This is a genomic window from Caballeronia sp. GAFFF1, assembly GCF_023630705.1.
In the GTDB taxonomy this organism is placed as follows: Bacteria; Pseudomonadota; Gammaproteobacteria; order Burkholderiales; family Burkholderiaceae; genus Caballeronia.
Window position 1 is genome coordinate 23,791 of record NZ_JALQEM010000014.1, and the last position, 15,475, is coordinate 39,265.

A 15,475-nucleotide genomic window follows, 5' to 3' on the forward strand; every position below is an offset into this window, starting at 1 on the left:
GAGCGTTACGCGACCGCGAGACGGCGCGTCGTCTCCAGCGCGTTCGCCCCTTCGTAGAGCTTGCCGAAGCGGTTCGCGAGAAACGCATCGAGCGGAACCTGCTCCTGCCGCACGAACCCGCTCTGCGGCAAGATGCCTTCGCGGAACAGGTCCAGTTCGGCGCACACCGCGCCCGCCGTCGTAATCTGAATTGCGCTCATTGGCATGCCGCATACATCCTTAGCGAAGATCTTCCGCGTGAAGACGTGCTGGATCAGTTGGTCGCTGCCGCCGCCGCGCATGCCGGTCACCGTGACGAAGATCAGCACCACGTCCTGCGCCGTCGAGGGAACCGCACGCTTGAGCATCGCCTTGAGGCCGTCGCGGTCGGTGGACATGCGCAGGTCCTCGAGCAGGAACTTCATCAGGTCGCGATGCCCCGGATAGCGCACCGACTTGTAGTCCAGCGTCTCGACTCTTCCCGCGAGCGTTTCACACAGCGTCCCGAGTCCGCCCGACGTGTTGAACGCTTCGTACTCGATGCCGTCCAGTGAGAAATGTTCGACGCCTTCCAGTGGCTGCACCCATTGCGTGCGGCCTTCGCGCACCGCTTCGCACGGCTGGCAATACTCGTTGATGAGGCCGTCGATGCTCCACGTCAGGTTGTACTTCAATGCGTTGGTCGGGAACTGCGGCAGCGCGCCGACGCGCATCTTCACTTCGCGCAGGTTGTCGAGCCGTCCGGCGAGATCATGCGCGACGATGCCGATAAAACCCGGCGCGAGCCCGCATTGCGGCATGAATGCAGTATGCGATCCGTCGGCGATGGCGCGAATCGCGTGCGTCGCGCGCACGTCCTCAGTCAGATCGAAGTAGTGCACACCCGCCGCCTTTGCCGCGGATGCCACGCCGATCGCGAGGTAATACGGCAGCGCGTTGACGAGCGCATCGAAACCGCCGAGCGCGTGACGCAAGGCCGGCGTATCGGCCGAATCGACGCGGCGGGTCGCGATGCCCTGCGCGTCGAGTTGCGCGAGCGCGTGTTCGTCGCGATCGAAAGCGACGACCTCGAAGTCGCCCGTTTCACTCAGCAGATGCGCAATGCTTTGACCGATCAATCCGGCGCCGACCAGTGCCACTTTCATCTTTATCTCCTTGTTGGGGCATGAACGCCTCAGTGTAGGAGCCCGCGAATATTGATCCTAGACGCAAAATGATGCGAAGTGGCGATGATTTTCGTCATTTTGACGACCGTACGATGCGATTTGTATTTTGCATGCCCTAGCCGGTGCGGTCGATCTTGCGCGCCAGAATGATCGACGTCGTCGTCCGCTCCACTCCTTCGAGCGCGCCGATCTCGTCCAGCATGTCGTTGAGACGGTCCGGCGAATCTGCGCGAAGCCACGCGACGTAATCGAATTCGCCGCTCACCGCGCACAGCAGTTGGACTTCGGGCATGCGCGCGAGACGTTTCTGGACATCCCGGCCGTACTTCGGCGCGAGCTTGATGCCGACATACGCCTGAATGCTCGCGTCGAGCACGTCCTGCCCGAGTCGCACGCCGTAGCCCGCAATTACGTTGTTCTTCTCCAGCCGCGCGATGCGGGCAATGACCGTCGTGCGCGCGACGCCTAATTGCCGCGCGAGATTCGCCACGCTGTCACGGGCATTGGTCTGCAAGAGCGCGACCAGGTTGCGGTCGATGTCATCGAGTTGATCGAGGCGCGGTGGTCTCATGTCGTCATCCCCTTCGCTTGGCTTTGCATCGTTGTGTCTTGCATTCTTTATTCGATGCGCATTTTTCCAGAGACGTATCGAATGTAAGCAGTTGTGGCAATGCAGGCGGATTGTCGCTCATTCGTGATACTAATATCGGGCGATGGCGTCATTCTCGCGGTCTAGCCGGCCCCTGCTGTTGAACGGGGCCCGGGTCACGCGGCTCGCCACTTTTCCATTGATCGAAAGGCTTACGAATGAAAAAAACACTCGTCGCACTGGCGGCATCCTGCGCCGTCACGGCGGTCTTCGCACAATCGTCGGCGCCTGCGGCAAGCGCATCCACTCCTGCCGTCGCTGCCCAACCCGCGTCGGCGCCAGCAGGCTCCAAGCGCGAAGCGCGCGTCGAAGAACGCATCGCCCAATTGCATTCAAGTCTAAAGATTACGTCCGCGCAGGAAGCACAGTGGGCGCCGTTCGCCGACGCCATGCGTGAAAACGCCCGCACGATGGCGGATCTGTATCGCCAACGCATTGCGCAACGCGACACCATGTCCGCGCTCGACGACATGAAGCAGTATCAGCAAATCACGCAAGCCAATGCGGACGGCACGAAGCGTCTGGTCGACGCATTCGAACCGCTGTACGCGAGCCTCTCGCCCGAGCAGAAGAAGCTCGCCGACACGAGCTTCCGTCAGGACGGCGAACACCACGGTCGTCGTGAACATGGGCCGCGGCATCCGCGCGCGTCCGGTGCGGACGCTGCATCGACGACGAAGCCTTAAATACCGGCGATTGTCGCGGAATGAGAGGCCCGCATCTCATCGATGCGGGCCTTTCTGTATTTTGCATGCGGCATGCTGTGCGGCGCGATGGATGCAAAATGCCGCGATAGCCGTTAGCATCGCGGTCTTCACCTCGTCTTCATGCCTTCATCTTTCTCATGCTCGAACTTGCCCAACCCGACCTCTCGAATGATCCTGTCGCGCGCCGCGTCGTAAAGAATGAGGCCGTTACCGTTGAATTCGCGGCTGCCGCCGGTGAACTACTGAGTCTTGAAGGACCGAACCGTTATGCGACGGGCGACGCCGTCGTGACGGGCGCATCGGGCGAACGCTGGGTCGTGTCGCGCGAACGTTTCGACGCGAAGTACGCGCCCGAAGGCGGCATCGCGCATGGTGAGCCGGGCACGTATCGGAACCGGCCGAGCGTCGTGCTCGCGAAGCAGATGCAGGAGCCGTTCAGCATCGCGCGCTCCGCTGCGGGCGACGTGCTGACAGGCGAGCCCGGCGACTGGGTGATGCAGTATGCACCGGGCGATTATGGCGTGGTCAAGGCGGCGCGATTCGCGAAGGTGTATCGCGACGCTTGAGCTTCTCGACTGAACGGGTTCTCAAGAGGCGTGAACGCCTCGGCATCTGCAAGTGCCCCTCTACTTCTGATAGCACCCAGGATGATCCCAAGTGCCGCTGAGCGCGTGCAACGCTTGCGCTTTCAACGCTGCAAGCGCCATACGGTCAAAGCGTAGACGAGATCCATACGCGTCGACGGCATGAAGGTGCCTTAGCCGCTCGAACTGCTTCGACCTGCTTCGAACTGCTTCGAACGGTTTCAACGCTCTCGATCTTCACGCGCAGCCCTAAGCGCACTCAAGCGAAGTCATCGCCCATTTCGATCTCAAGCTCGCGCGGCACGGCCTCCCCGTTCGCATAGCGTTCTTCCAGCGAGCCGAGCGTCGCCTCGACATAGGCCCGCAGCACCGCGTAACCGCGCGCCTGCGAGCGCGGCGGCAGCGCGCGGTATCGCGCAAGCGCGCCCTGATCGAAGCGCACGTCGATGGTGATGCGCCGCGCCGTCGAGCCGAAGCGCATCGCAATGTAGTGAATCATCAGCGAAGTGCGGCCGTTGTCGTCGATGCGCTCGGCGAACTGCGTCTGCTCGGGGAAGAGATCGCTGATCACGTGCGCGAGCATGTCGATATCCGCGCTCGCGCAGTCGTATTGGTAATCGTCCATTCGGTTTCGGTCGTTCAGAGTTGGCCCGCGGCGGGAGACGATGAATTATCGGCTTCGGCGGCGCGGCGATAGTAGCGCACGAGCGCGAGCGCGACGATCACGCCCAGCACGAGATACACTGCATCCGCCGCGATGAGCGGAATCATGCGCGCCTGGAACAGTGCAGCCGGGAGCCCGACGAGCGCATGAGCGGCGATCAGCACGCCAAGAGCAGCACGCGAGCGCTCGCGCAGTAGTTGCCACATGAGCGCCGAGAAGCCAAGCTGGAAGACGAATGCACTCACGCGCTCGACCAGAAAGATGCCCGCCGACACCGGCGACAAACTCATGAGGATCATGTGAATGCGCGCGAGGGCGTCGAGCGGCGCGCTTTCGAAATGCGCGTCGAGCGTGCCGTTATTCGCAAGGATTGCATACACGATCCACTGCGCCTGCACCAGTGCGCCGACGATCCAGGCCTCCGCCCCGCCGTGACCGATGCCGTAGCCGAGCGCCGGGCCGTGTCGTTCCAGCGCGCCGGGCTCGCGCCGGATTAGCCACTTGATGCCGGCGAAGCGCCCCGCTTCCTCGCATACGCCTGCCGCGAGCGCGCCGTACACGACGAATACGACAGGATTCGACAACCAGTGCGACGTTACCGCATTGCCGAGCACGAAGCCGTGCAGCGCGCGCTCGATGACCATCGCAAAGAGCGCGAAGACCGCGATGCCGATAATCGGCTCGCGCGGCACCAGCCGAAAAGGCGTGCGCAGCTTTCGGTACAAGACGACGGGCATGGCCGCGACGACGAGCGTCACGAATACGAGGCCCGCCAGCGTCGGGATGCTGACCATTCAGGTTCCTTCAGAGTCCGTGAGTCGCCGGCTGTCGCGTGATGCCGGCCGGGCGTTGCGTCGAGGATCGCACGACGAGTTCGCCCGGCAGAAGGCACTCGCGCGCCGGCATCAACGCACCGCCGAGCCGCTCGTGCAGAAACTCGACCGCGCGCCGGCCGATGTCGTAGGTCGGCTGACGAACCGCCGTCATGCCCGCGAGTTCCGCCCATTCAGAATCGTCGATGGCGAGCAGCGCGACGCTCGCCTGCCAGTCCGGGCCGTGCCGCTCCTTCAGGTGCACGGCGACGCGCAGCGCAACCGGCCCGTTCGCCGCGAAAAGCGCCACGCGCTTGCCGGCCGAGCGCGCCGCATCGACACGCCGGTCCATTTCGGCGAGCGCGGACGCGGCATCCGAGAGATCGAGCACGAGCGTGGAACCGCTTGCGCCGAGCGCCGCGACGGTCCCGCGAAACGCGGTTTCGCGCAAGCGTCGGGAACTCACGTGCGTCACCGGCTGCACGATGAAGAGCAACTCGTCGAAGCCTGCATCGACGAGATGACGCGTGGCGAGCGCGACGGCGGCAGGATTGTCGAGCCCGACCATATCCGTGACGATGCCTTCGACCGTGCGGTCCACGAGCACGACCGGAATGCCGCCTTGCGTGAAGCCCTGCAACAGCTCTTCCTTTACGCCGAGCGCGTTGACGATCACGCCTTCCACGCGATAGGTGGTGAGCAGTTGCAGATAACGCCGCTCCATGTCGACCTCGTTTGCGGCATGGCAGATGAGCGGCATGTAGCCGAGCGCGTGGCAAGCGGCCTCGACGCCTTGCAGCACCTCGACCGAATAGGGATTGGTGAGGTCGGCGAGCAACATGCCGATCAGCCGGTTGCGCCCGCGTTTCAGGCCGCGCGCCATCTGGTTCGGCCGATAGTCGAGCTTCGCGATGGCCGCTTCGATGCGCTCGCGCAATTCGAGCGAGAGCACGCCCGTCTCGCCGTTCAAATACCGCGAAATGCTGGTCTTGCCGGTGCCGGCCTCGCGCGCGACATCGGTGATCGTCGCGCGTCGTGCGGCAAAAGTCAGCGGGCGAGAAGTCTGCTTGTTGGGATCGTCGGACATGATGTGTCGTGAGGCCGGGCTCGCACTCTTCAAGCGCCGATGCGCGTTGCATGCAAAATGCAAGGCGGTGCAAGCGTGCCGCCCAAGCGCATGTTATCGCATGCGACGCGCCGATCCCACCGCTGTCAGCGCATGCGCACTTCGCGGTTGACGATGTTTTCGGTGAGCGTGCCGTCGAGCGCGCCGATCAGATTCTCGGCCGCATTGCGGTTCATTGCATGCCGCGTTTCGTGCGTGGCCGAGCCGATGTGCGGCAACGCAACGACGTTCTTCATCGAGAGAAGCGGCGAATCGGCTGGCAACGGCTCCTGCTGGAACACATCGAGACCGGCGGCGCGAATCGTGCCGTTTTTCAGGGCTTCGATGAGCGCGGCTTCGTCGACGGTGGGCCCGCGTGAAGCGTTGATGAGGATCGCGCTCGCCTTCATCATCCTCAGTTTATCCGCACCGATGAGACCGCGCGTCTCGGGCGTCAGCGGCACTTGCAGACAGACGAAATCGGACTGCGCGAGCAGTTCGTCGAGCGGCACGCGCTTCGCGCCGTATTGCTGCTCGGCTTGCTCGTTGGGCTGCCTGTTCGTATAGAGCACGTTCATGCGAAAGCCGAGCGCCGCACGCCGCGCGACTGCCCCGCCGATGCGTCCGAGCCCGACGATACCGAGCGTCTTGCCCTGCACGTCGACGCCGAAGCATGCTTCGCCGATGCTTCCCTTCCAGTTGCCTTCCTTCACCCATTCGGCGAGTTCGACGACGCGGCGCGCGCTCGCAAGGATCAGCGCGAAGACCGTATCGGCGGTGGATTCGGTCAGCACGTCGGGCGTGTGCGTCAGGACGATGCCCCGACGCGTCAGGTCGTCGACGTCGAAGTTGTCGAAGCCTACCGATACGGTCGATAACGCCTTGAGGCGCGTGGCGCCTTCGAGCATGTCGGGCGTAATCTTCACGCTTGCGCCGATGGCGCCGTCGGCGTCCTTGAGCGCCGCTACAAACGCGGCGTGTTCCTTCGGATCGACGTTGACAACTTCCGCGTGCGTGCGAAGGTACGCTTCTACGTCGGGCGGTAGGGGCTTGTAGGCTACGATCTTTTTCTGGGTCATGGTCGGAATTCAGGTTTGCGCCCTGTGAGCGATGAGTTCTCTTTGCGGTTCTTGCCTTAGCTTAACGTTTCAGTTCATCCGTTGTGCGATTGAAGGCCACCATACCGATGATGCAAGTTTCAAGAAACCGCATACATCAAGACCGCAAAACCCCCGAAGCCGGAACGGCCGCTTGAGGCTTGACAGCCAACGTGAACCAAACAGAAAGCAAGAGCGCAACGCTCATGAACACATACGAAGCCGCCGGCGACCCGGTCGCGCCGTTCAGATACCCGACCACGTAAGAACCCACGAAGGAGCCCAGCGCGCCCATGCTATTAATAAGCGCCATCGCTCCGCCTGCGACGTTCTTCGGCAGCAGCTCGGGCACGATCGCAAAGAAAGGTCCGTACGGCGCATACATGGCCGCACCGGCAATCACGAGCAAGGTGTACGAAGCCCAGAAGTTAGTTGTCCCAAGCAGATACGAACCCGCGAACGCCACCGCGCCGATCAGCAGGAAAGGCCACACGAACGCCTTGCGCGCCTGGAGCTTGTCGGATGCCCATGAGGCCAGCAGCATCGCAATGGTGGCCGCGAGATAAGGCACCGCCGAAAGCCACCCCGTCTCGACCATGCCGAGCGTCGAGCCACTCTTGAGGATTGACGGAAGCCACAGCACGAAGCCATAGACACCGATGCTCCAGCAGAAATACTGCGCGCACAACTTCATGACCGCGGGCGACTTGAAGGCTTCGCGATAGTTCTTCACCGGCTTGATCGCGGCCTGTTCCGCGCGCAGCGTCGCATCGAGATCGCGCTTCTCTTGATCGGAGAGCCAGCTCACCTGCGCGGGCTTGTCCTTGACGATGAACCACCAGATCACCGCCCACACGATCGCCGGGAGACCTTCGGCGACGAACATGTGACGCCAGCCGAAAGAATTCACGAGATAACCGGATACGACCGACATCCACAGCACCGTCACCGGATTGCCGAGAATGAGGAACGTATTTGCGCGCGATCGCTCGGACTTCGTGAACCAGTTGGCGATAAAGACCAGCATCGCAGGCATCACTGCCGCTTCGACGATGCCGAGCACGAAGCGAATCGCCATCAACGACGGAATGTTGCTGACCATGCCCGTCGCCGCCGCGCATCCGCCCCAGAGCACGAGGCTCCAGAACACGAGCTTTTTGACACTGCGGCGTTCCGCGTAGATCGCGCCCGGAATCTGGAAGAAGAAATAGCCGAGGAAAAAGAGCGCGCCGATCAGCGACGACAGTCCCTTGCTGATCCCGAGGTCCTGATTGATGCCGGCGGCCGAAGCGAAGCCGTAGTTCGCGCGGTCGAGATACGCGAGGCTGTACGTGATGAAGACGATCGGCATGATCGCCCACCAGCGGCGCACGGCGAGCGTGGGTGTCGAGGATGTGTGCATGTTGTCTCCGAACGCTGAGTGTCGGGGTTTAGGGCGAGGTTGTAATCGAGCTCGCCTCGATGTCGTCTCGCGATGTCAGACGATGATCGCGGCTTGGGCCGTCTTGTCGTTTTTGTCGTTCTTGTCGCTCTGGTCCTGCGCTTCGAGCGCATCGAGCGCCTCGCGCGTCGGCAGGCCTTCGCTGTCGCCGATCACCTGAATCGCCAATGCGCCGATGCGATTGCCGCGCGCAATTGCATCGCGCACGCTGCGCCCTTCCAGCAGCGCGCTGACGACGCCGACTGCGAAGCCATCCCCAGCGCCGACGGTATCGACCACGTTCGCGACCGGCACGCCGGGAACGACGCCGGAGTCGCCATCGGCGGTGCGAAAGTACGCGCCCTGCGCGCCGAGCTTGACCACCACGCCTTTCGCGCCGCGATCGAGATAGAACGCCGCGATGTCTTCCGGCGCGGCATAACCGGTAAGCACGAGGCCCTCGCTCACGCCGGGCAGAACCCAGTCGGCGAGCGCGGCGAGCGCGTTCAGCGACTCGGCCATCGCTTCCCGAGACGGCCACAACGTCGGGCGCAGGTTCGGATCGAACGAGATCGACTTGCCTGCGGCACGCATTTCGCGGGCCATATGGAACGCGAGTTCACGCGAGCTTGCCGAAATCGCCGGCGCAACGCCCGTGAGGTGCAGGTGCCGCGCGCCGAGCACGTAATCCGCGACATAGTCTTCCACCGAAAGATGGCTTGCCGCCGAGCCCTTGCGGAAATACTCGACCGCCGGATCGCTGCCGTCGTCGCATTTGCCCTTCAGCTGAAAACCTGTCGGATAGCGTTCGTCGATGCTCACGCAGCGCGCGTCGATGCCTTCCGCCGCGAGCACGTCAAGCACGTAGCGGCCGAACGAATCGCGGCCGACGCGGCTTATCCAGCCAACTTTGAAGCCGAGCCGCGACAAGCCGATGGCGACATTCAGATCCGCCCCGGCGACACGCTTCGTGAAGTGGCCGACCGACGCGAGATCACCCGTTTGCTCGGCGACGAACATCGTCATCGCTTCGCCGTAGGTGACGACGTCCAGAGCTTCGTGCTCAACCTGCATGTTCGATCCTTGTCTCTTGCGTACAGAATTCAAATCAGAACGCCGCGATGCGCGCCACCTGAGTCGCTGCGTCGGCTTCGTCGCGGAAGGGAAATTCGATGCCGCGTGGCGCATCGGACGGCAAATGCGCGAGAAGCGCGGCGAACTGCGTGTCGTCGTGCGCGGGCGCCACAGCGAAGCGCCGCGCGCCCTCGCCTTGCGTCGCCTTGCAATGTATATAGCCGACGTGCCGCCCGAGCCGCTTGGCGGCATCCAGCGGATCGACATCGGCCCAGCGCCAGTTGCCGGTATCGAAAGTCATTGCAAGACCGCTGTCGGCCGGCAGCGCGGCGAACAGCATTTCGAATGCATTCGGCAAACCGCCCGCCCGCAATTGACCATTTTCGACCAACACCCGAGCCGGAGCGCCGTCGATGGCGCGTGTGAGCGCCTCCAGCGTCGCCGAATCCGTCGCCACGCCGCGCTCGTCGCCGCCTAGTTGCAGCTTGACGATGCGCGCACCCAATGCCCGCGCTTCACCGATTGCGAGCGCAAGCGCTTCGTGGTCTAGCGAGCCGTCGGCAGAAAATAGCGTGGCAGGCGTCGAATGCACTGCCCATAAACCAGCGGCCCGAATGCACTCGCCGAGGGTCGCGAGCGCGTCCAGGCTCGCGTCCTCGCACAGTTCGCGACGAACTTCGAAACCGTCCGCGCCCGAGAGTGACGCCTTCTCCGCCCACGCGGCATGACCGTCGCGGCGGATTGCATCGACGCCGAACGCGCTCGCGACGATCACGACTTCGGTTCTCGCGCTGCTGCTCGACTGTCTCATGGAACCGGTTCCAGTGTGGCTTTTGAAAAAAGACGCCGAAGCGCCTGACTGAGTTCGGATACTGCGCCCTGACGAGGCGCTCACGCCATAGTGGAATTCCCTAGCCGATCGCGGCGCGGTCTTCGCATATCTCGAGGAAGCGCGCGGCGGCCCGCGACGGCGCGGCGGCATGTGGCACCAGAATCGAGAAACGCCGCATGAGCGGCTCGGGCGCGATGTGCAGACGCCGCAGCGCATCGTCCTCATGACGGATGGACATCGCGGAAACGAAGCCGATGCCCATGCCCGCCCGCACCGCTTCCTTCACGCCCTCCACGCCTGCGATTTCGAGCGCGACGCGCATGCCGACTTCGCGCTCCTCGAACGCCCGCTCGACGATCTGCCGCACGCCCGAACCGCGCTCGCGCAATACCAGCGGATGCTCGCCGATGACTTCCAGCGTCGCGCCGGCACGGCCGTCGGCAAGTGGATGCCCGGCGCGCACGATGGCCACGATCTCGTCGTCGAGCCACGGCGTCACGCCCGCCGTTGGCGGCAATCCGATGCCAGCCGGCCCCTCGATGATCGCGACATCGAGCGCGCCGAGGGCCGCGACGATTTCCGCCGTGTTCCCGTCGATGGTCGTGACGATGACCTCCGGGTAGCGTTTGCGGAACGCCGCGATCAGGTATGGCAGCAGATAACTCGCGGGCGTCGTGCTCGCGCCGATGCGCAAAGTACCGCTCTCCAAGCCGCGCATGGCGTCGCGCAGCGCATGCGCCTGCCGGAACGCTTCGCGCAAGGGCGTGGCGTATCCCAGCAGCCCCTCGCCCGCAGGCGTGAGTCGGATGCCGCGTCCGTCGCGCTGGTATAGCGGTTCGCCGAATTCTTCATTCAATAAACGGAGTTGGCCCGACACGGCGGGCTGCGAAAGATGCAGCGCGACCGCCGCCCGGCTGATATTGCCGTGCTCGGCTACCGTTGCGAACGTTATCAACTGATCGGGGGTCATGGCGGAGAAATATCAGCAAGGCGGATATTTGGCATTCTAAATCACGATTTTTCATATGCATATATCGGAACTAGGATAACGACATCGCTCAAATGCTCATTGAAGGACGCCGCACATGTCCACCGCTCCCGCCTCCCTTGCCTCTGGTTCCTCCACACGAGGTCAACTCAACGGCATCCTGTTCGTCGCGTTGTTCGCCGCCGCGGTCACGCGGCTTTCCGCGCTTCCTGCCATCGCCGGGCTCGGCATCAGCCCGCTGATCGTCGGCATCGTGGCGGGCGCGCTGTACGGCAATGCGCTTAAGGACGGCATGCCGCAGAGCTGGGCCGCCGGCGTCAACTTTTCGGCGCGCAAGCTCCTGCGCATCGCGGTGGCATTCTTCGGACTTCGCGTGAGTCTTCAGGAGATCGCGCAAGTCGGCTTGCCGGGCTTCGCCGTATCGGCGCTCGTCGTCGTGAGCACGCTCGCTATCGGTACGTGGGTCGGCATGAAACTCATGAAGCTCGATCGCGATACGGCGCTCCTCACGGCGGCCGGCAGCGCGATCTGCGGCGCGGCGGCCGTGCTCGCATTCGAATCGACGCTGCAATCGAAGCCGCACAAGAGCGCGATGGCGGTCGGAAGCGTCGTGCTGTTCGGCACGCTCTCGATGTTCCTGTACCCGATCGCGATGCACGCAGGATGGCTGCACCTCGATACGCTCGGCGCGGGGCTTTTCTTCGGCGGCACGATCCACGAAGTCGCGCAGGTCGTCGGCGCGGCAAGCAACGTGAGCCCGGAGGCGACGCACATCGCGACGATTGTGAAGATGACGCGCGTGATGATGCTGGTGCCGGTGCTGCTCGTGGTCGGCGTATGGATCAACCGGGCACGCGGCGATGCGGCAGCGAGTGTCAACTCTGGAGAAGGCAAGCTCGCGGTGCCGTGGTTCGCGCTCGGATTCCTCGCGCTCGTCGTCGTCAATTCGCTGCATATCCTGCCGGAAAGCGCCACGAGCACGCTCAACACGCTCGACACCTTGGCTCTCACGATGGCAATGACCGCGCTCGGCATGGAAACGCGCATCGCGCAGATTCGTGAAGCCGGCCCCCGGGCGATCGCGACTGGCGCCATTCTCTATGCGTGGCTGATCGGTGGCGGGCTCGCGATAACGTACGGCGTGGAACGCCTCTTCGGGTAAGGCACGCATGAAATAAAAAGGCCGCCTCGATGGGCGGCCTTTTGCATTCAATGCCTTTGGTTCGGCATTATGCATGCCGGAGCGCCTGCTCGAAATCCGCGATCAGATCGTCGGTCTCTTCGATCCCTGCCGACAGCCGGATCATGCCGTCGGAAATGCCCATCGCCTTGCGCGTCTGCGCGCCCGCTTCGAAGAAGATCGTCGGCGCGACGGGAATGATGAGCGTGCGCGTATCGCCAAGACCTGTAGCCTTCACGGGCAGTCGCAGTGCATTGATCACGTGGATCATCATCTCCGGTTTGCGCAGTTCGAACGAGAGCAGCCACGAGCCGCTTTTGAACAAAGACTTCGCGATGCCATGCTGCGGATGACTCTCCAGCCCCGGATAGAAGACCCGCCCGATGGCTTCGTGACCTTCCAGAAAGCGCGCAAGGGCAAGCGCGTTGTCGCTGCACTTCGCGACCCGCAGCGCGAGCGTTTCGGCGCCGAGCGCGATTTGATGCGCCTGCTCTGACGACAGCGCGGCGCCCATGTCCCGCAGCCCCTTCTTGCGGATTTGCAACAGCCCTTGTTCCTTCGGACCGGCACGGCGGTAATCGTCGGCGATGTTCGGATACTGGCTCCAGTCGAAGAGTCCCGTGTCTGTGACCGCACCGCCGAGCGCCGCGCCATGACCCGCGATGGTCTTCGTCAGCGAATTGACGACGAGGCTCGCGCCGACGTGCTTCGGCTTGAAAAGCGCGGGCGACGTAATGGTGTTATCGACGACATAAGCCAGTCCGCGCGCGCGGCAGAGTTCGCCGATACCAGCCAAGTCCGGCACCTGCGTGCCCGGATTGGCGATGGTTTCGACGAAGACCATGCGTGTCTTCGGCGTGATGGCCTCGGCAACATGTTCGGTCTTGCCGGCATCGACCGTCGTCACCTCGAGACCTAGTGTGCGAAGCGTATTGAAGAGACTGTTCGTGTTGCCGAACACGTAACGGCTCGCCACGAGATGATCGCCTGTGCGCAACAGCGTCAGGAACACCGCCGTGATCGCGGCCATGCCGGTGCTGAAGCAGATCGAACCGACGCCTTCTTCCAGCATCGTGAGCTTGCGTTCGAGCGCCGCGGTCGTCGGCGTGCCCTGGCGCGCGTAGTTATAGCCGCCCTTCTTCGTGCCCTGGAACACGCCGATCAGGTCTTCGACGCGCTCGAACCCGTACTGCACCGATGTATGTATGGGCTGGCGCAGGCCGCCATGTTCGACGCCCGCATTGCGGTCGCCGTGAACGATGCTCGTGGTGAAGCCTTGCTTGTCCATCCCTTCTCCGCTTGCTTGTCGATGTATCGCTTATGCTGCATACGGCGTTATGTAGACCGCATGCAAAAGGCCATTCTACACCGCAGCTTTTCAGCCAATCGCCGCTCCGCGCGCGGGTATAGGCGTTGCTTCGATCACGCTTCACGCCGCGCGCATCGTGCTTCGATGGCAGCTCAAGGACGCGCCTTGCCGCTTGCGGCCGATAGACGAGGAGTTCACGCATGGCTTACGAACTGTATTACTGGGACGGCTTGCAGGGCCGTGGCGAATTCGTGCGGCTCGCGCTGGAAGACGCGGGTGCGGAGTACATCGATGTCGCCCGCGCATCGAAGAAGAGCGGTTATGGCATGGACGCCATGATGACGCTGCTCAACAGCAAGACGGAGCCGCATATTCCGTTTGCGCCGCCCTTCCTGAAAGACGGCGAACTCATCGTGCCGCACGTGGCGAACATCCTGCTCTATCTCGGCCCGAAACTGAACCTTGCGCCGGAAGACGAAGCGTTGCGCTACGTCGCGCATGGATTGCAGCTGACCATCGCGGATTTCGTCGCCGAGGTACACGACACGCATCATCCGCTCGCCACCGATCTGTATTACGAAGATCAGAAAGACGCCGCGAAGATTCGCACGAAGAATTTCATCGAGAAGCGCGTGCCGAAGTTCATCGGCTATTTCGAGCGCGTGCTCACGCAGAACCCGCACGGCGACACGCAGATGATCGGCGACACGGTCACCTATGTCGATCTTTCGATGTTCCAGATCGTCGAGGGATTGCATTATGCATTCCCCCGCGCGATGAAGACGTTCGCTACTCACTACCCGCGCGTGTCGGCGCTGCATGACGCCGTGCTCGAACGGCCGAACATCGCGGCGTACGTCGATTCGGAGCGGCGCATTCCGTTCAATGAATCCGGCATCTTCCGGCACTACCCCGAACTCGATCAGGACGCGCAGTGAAGCGCGTCCTGGCGTGACCCACCTCAACAAAGGAGCCAGCATGGTCGAAACGATTCCTTCCTTCGGTCTCGGCACGTTTCGCGTCGATGCCGACAAAACCACGCAAGCCGTCAAGAGCGCGCTGCAAATCGGCTATCGCCATATCGACACGGCGCAGTTCTACAACAACGAAGCCGCCGTCGGCCGGGGCGTGCGCGACTCGGGCATCGCGCGCGACGACGTCTGGGTGACGACGAAAGTCTGGTGGGATCGCCTCGCGCACGACAAGCTGATCGCGAGCCTGAAGGATAGTCACGCGAAGCTCGATATCGGTACCATCGACCTGGCGCTCGTCCATTGGCCGTCGCCCGACGGCGCGGTGCCCATCGCCGAAACCCTCGCCGCGATGCAGGAAGCGCAGCAGCTCGGCCTGATTCGTCACTACGGCGTCTCGAACTTCACCGCGCCGCTGCTCGAAGAAGCGTTGAACGCGCCCGGCGGACGCGAGATCGTCACGAACCAGATCGAGGTTAGCCCGTTCCTCGCCAACCGCCCGCTCGTCGAAGCGACGCAGCGGCTCGGCGTGAAAGTCACCGCCTACATGCCGCTTGGCGAAGGCCGCGCCCACAACGACACGACCATTAAGGCGATCGCCGCGAAGCACGGCGCGACGCCCGCGCAGGTGACGTTCGCCTGGCTGCTGTCGCGCGACATCGTCGTGCTCTCGGCATCGACCAATGCGGAGCACCAGCAAGCCAACTGGGACGCGCAAAAGCTCGAACTCGATCCCGACGACATCGCCAAAATCGACAAGCTCGACGAGGGCAAGCGCAACGCGAATCCGTCGTTCGCGCCGAAATGGTAGCCAGCCCGCGCACGACCGAGCCCGGCCCGCGGTCGCGCGCCGGGCTTTTTTTGCGGGCGCGCGGGCTGCGGGGCCCGCGCGCAATGCTATTCTTGCGGCGCCTTATTCCTTTTGCTTCTAAGCTATC

At 63.2% G+C, this 15,475-nt stretch carries 16 protein-coding genes; 5 read left to right on the plus strand and 11 right to left on the minus strand.

Going from position 1 to position 15,475, the window contains the following annotated elements:
- Positions 1 to 5: 5 nt before the first annotated feature.
- Positions 6 to 1,124 (minus strand): saccharopine dehydrogenase family protein, encoded by a 1,119-nt coding sequence (locus NCR37_RS07085; RefSeq protein ID WP_250472381.1) that lies wholly within the window; start codon positions 1,122 to 1,124, stop codon positions 6 to 8.
- Between the two features lie 136 nt (positions 1,125 to 1,260).
- Entirely contained in the window at positions 1,261 to 1,716 is a 456-nt protein-coding gene (locus NCR37_RS07090) for an Lrp/AsnC family transcriptional regulator (RefSeq protein WP_248319895.1), read from the minus strand.
- 236 nt (positions 1,717 to 1,952) lie between these two features.
- On the opposite strand from NCR37_RS07090, the gene NCR37_RS07095 reads away from it, so the two are divergent.
- Entirely contained in the window at positions 1,953 to 2,480 is a 528-nt protein-coding gene (locus tag NCR37_RS07095) for a Spy/CpxP family protein refolding chaperone (protein WP_250472382.1), read from the plus strand.
- Between the two features lie 158 nt (positions 2,481 to 2,638).
- Positions 2,639 to 3,067: a PGDYG domain-containing protein gene (locus NCR37_RS07100; RefSeq protein ID WP_250472383.1), complete on the plus strand. Its 429-nt coding sequence runs from the start codon at positions 2,639 to 2,641 to the stop codon at positions 3,065 to 3,067.
- Positions 3,068 to 3,344: 277 nt separating this feature from the next.
- On the opposite strand, the gene NCR37_RS07105 is transcribed toward NCR37_RS07100, so the two are convergent.
- From NCR37_RS07105 to NCR37_RS07140, 8 genes are all read right to left on the minus strand, one after another.
- A complete protein-coding gene (locus tag NCR37_RS07105; RefSeq protein WP_250472384.1) occupies positions 3,345 to 3,710 on the minus strand; it encodes a DUF3022 domain-containing protein in 366 nt (121 codons plus the stop codon).
- A gap of 14 nt (positions 3,711 to 3,724) precedes the next feature.
- Positions 3,725 to 4,543, minus strand: coding sequence for a YhfC family intramembrane metalloprotease (locus NCR37_RS07110; protein ID WP_250472385.1), 819 nt, complete (start codon positions 4,541 to 4,543; stop codon positions 3,725 to 3,727).
- Positions 4,544 to 4,553: 10 nt separating this feature from the next.
- Complete coding sequence (locus tag NCR37_RS07115) at positions 4,554 to 5,648, minus strand: LacI family DNA-binding transcriptional regulator (RefSeq protein WP_250472386.1); 1,095 nt, start codon at positions 5,646 to 5,648, stop codon at positions 4,554 to 4,556.
- Between the two features lie 125 nt (positions 5,649 to 5,773).
- A complete protein-coding gene (locus NCR37_RS07120) occupies positions 5,774 to 6,745 on the minus strand; it encodes a 2-hydroxyacid dehydrogenase (RefSeq protein ID WP_250472387.1) in 972 nt (323 codons plus the stop codon).
- A 136-nt stretch (positions 6,746 to 6,881) separates the two neighbouring features.
- On the minus strand, positions 6,882 to 8,165 hold the full coding sequence (locus NCR37_RS07125; RefSeq protein WP_250472388.1) for an MFS transporter: 1,284 nt from the start codon (positions 8,163 to 8,165) through the stop codon (positions 6,882 to 6,884).
- 75 nt (positions 8,166 to 8,240) lie between these two features.
- Entirely contained in the window at positions 8,241 to 9,257 is a 1,017-nt protein-coding gene (locus NCR37_RS07130; protein ID WP_250472389.1) for a sugar kinase, read from the minus strand.
- Between the two features lie 34 nt (positions 9,258 to 9,291).
- On the minus strand, positions 9,292 to 10,068 hold the full coding sequence (locus NCR37_RS07135) for a sugar phosphate isomerase/epimerase family protein (RefSeq protein ID WP_250472390.1): 777 nt from the start codon (positions 10,066 to 10,068) through the stop codon (positions 9,292 to 9,294).
- Between the two features lie 100 nt (positions 10,069 to 10,168).
- Positions 10,169 to 11,059, minus strand: coding sequence for a LysR family transcriptional regulator (locus tag NCR37_RS07140; protein ID WP_250472391.1), 891 nt, complete (start codon positions 11,057 to 11,059; stop codon positions 10,169 to 10,171).
- Positions 11,060 to 11,174: 115 nt separating this feature from the next.
- On the opposite strand from NCR37_RS07140, the gene NCR37_RS07145 reads away from it, so the two are divergent.
- A complete protein-coding gene (locus NCR37_RS07145; RefSeq protein WP_250472392.1) occupies positions 11,175 to 12,239 on the plus strand; it encodes a YeiH family protein in 1,065 nt (354 codons plus the stop codon).
- 67 nt (positions 12,240 to 12,306) lie between these two features.
- Here the strand turns inward: NCR37_RS07145 and NCR37_RS07150 are convergent, their stop codons facing one another.
- On the minus strand, positions 12,307 to 13,545 hold the full coding sequence (locus NCR37_RS07150; protein ID WP_250472393.1) for a cystathionine gamma-synthase family protein: 1,239 nt from the start codon (positions 13,543 to 13,545) through the stop codon (positions 12,307 to 12,309).
- Positions 13,546 to 13,766: 221 nt separating this feature from the next.
- Between NCR37_RS07150 and NCR37_RS07155 the strand changes: the two genes are divergently transcribed.
- Together NCR37_RS07155 and NCR37_RS07160 are read left to right on the plus strand one after the other, a co-directional pair.
- Positions 13,767 to 14,504 (plus strand): glutathione S-transferase, encoded by a 738-nt coding sequence (locus NCR37_RS07155; protein WP_250472394.1) that lies wholly within the window; start codon positions 13,767 to 13,769, stop codon positions 14,502 to 14,504.
- A 40-nt stretch (positions 14,505 to 14,544) separates the two neighbouring features.
- Complete coding sequence (locus tag NCR37_RS07160; RefSeq protein WP_250472395.1) at positions 14,545 to 15,348, plus strand: aldo/keto reductase; 804 nt, start codon at positions 14,545 to 14,547, stop codon at positions 15,346 to 15,348.
- Positions 15,349 to 15,475: the final 127 nt, after the last annotated feature.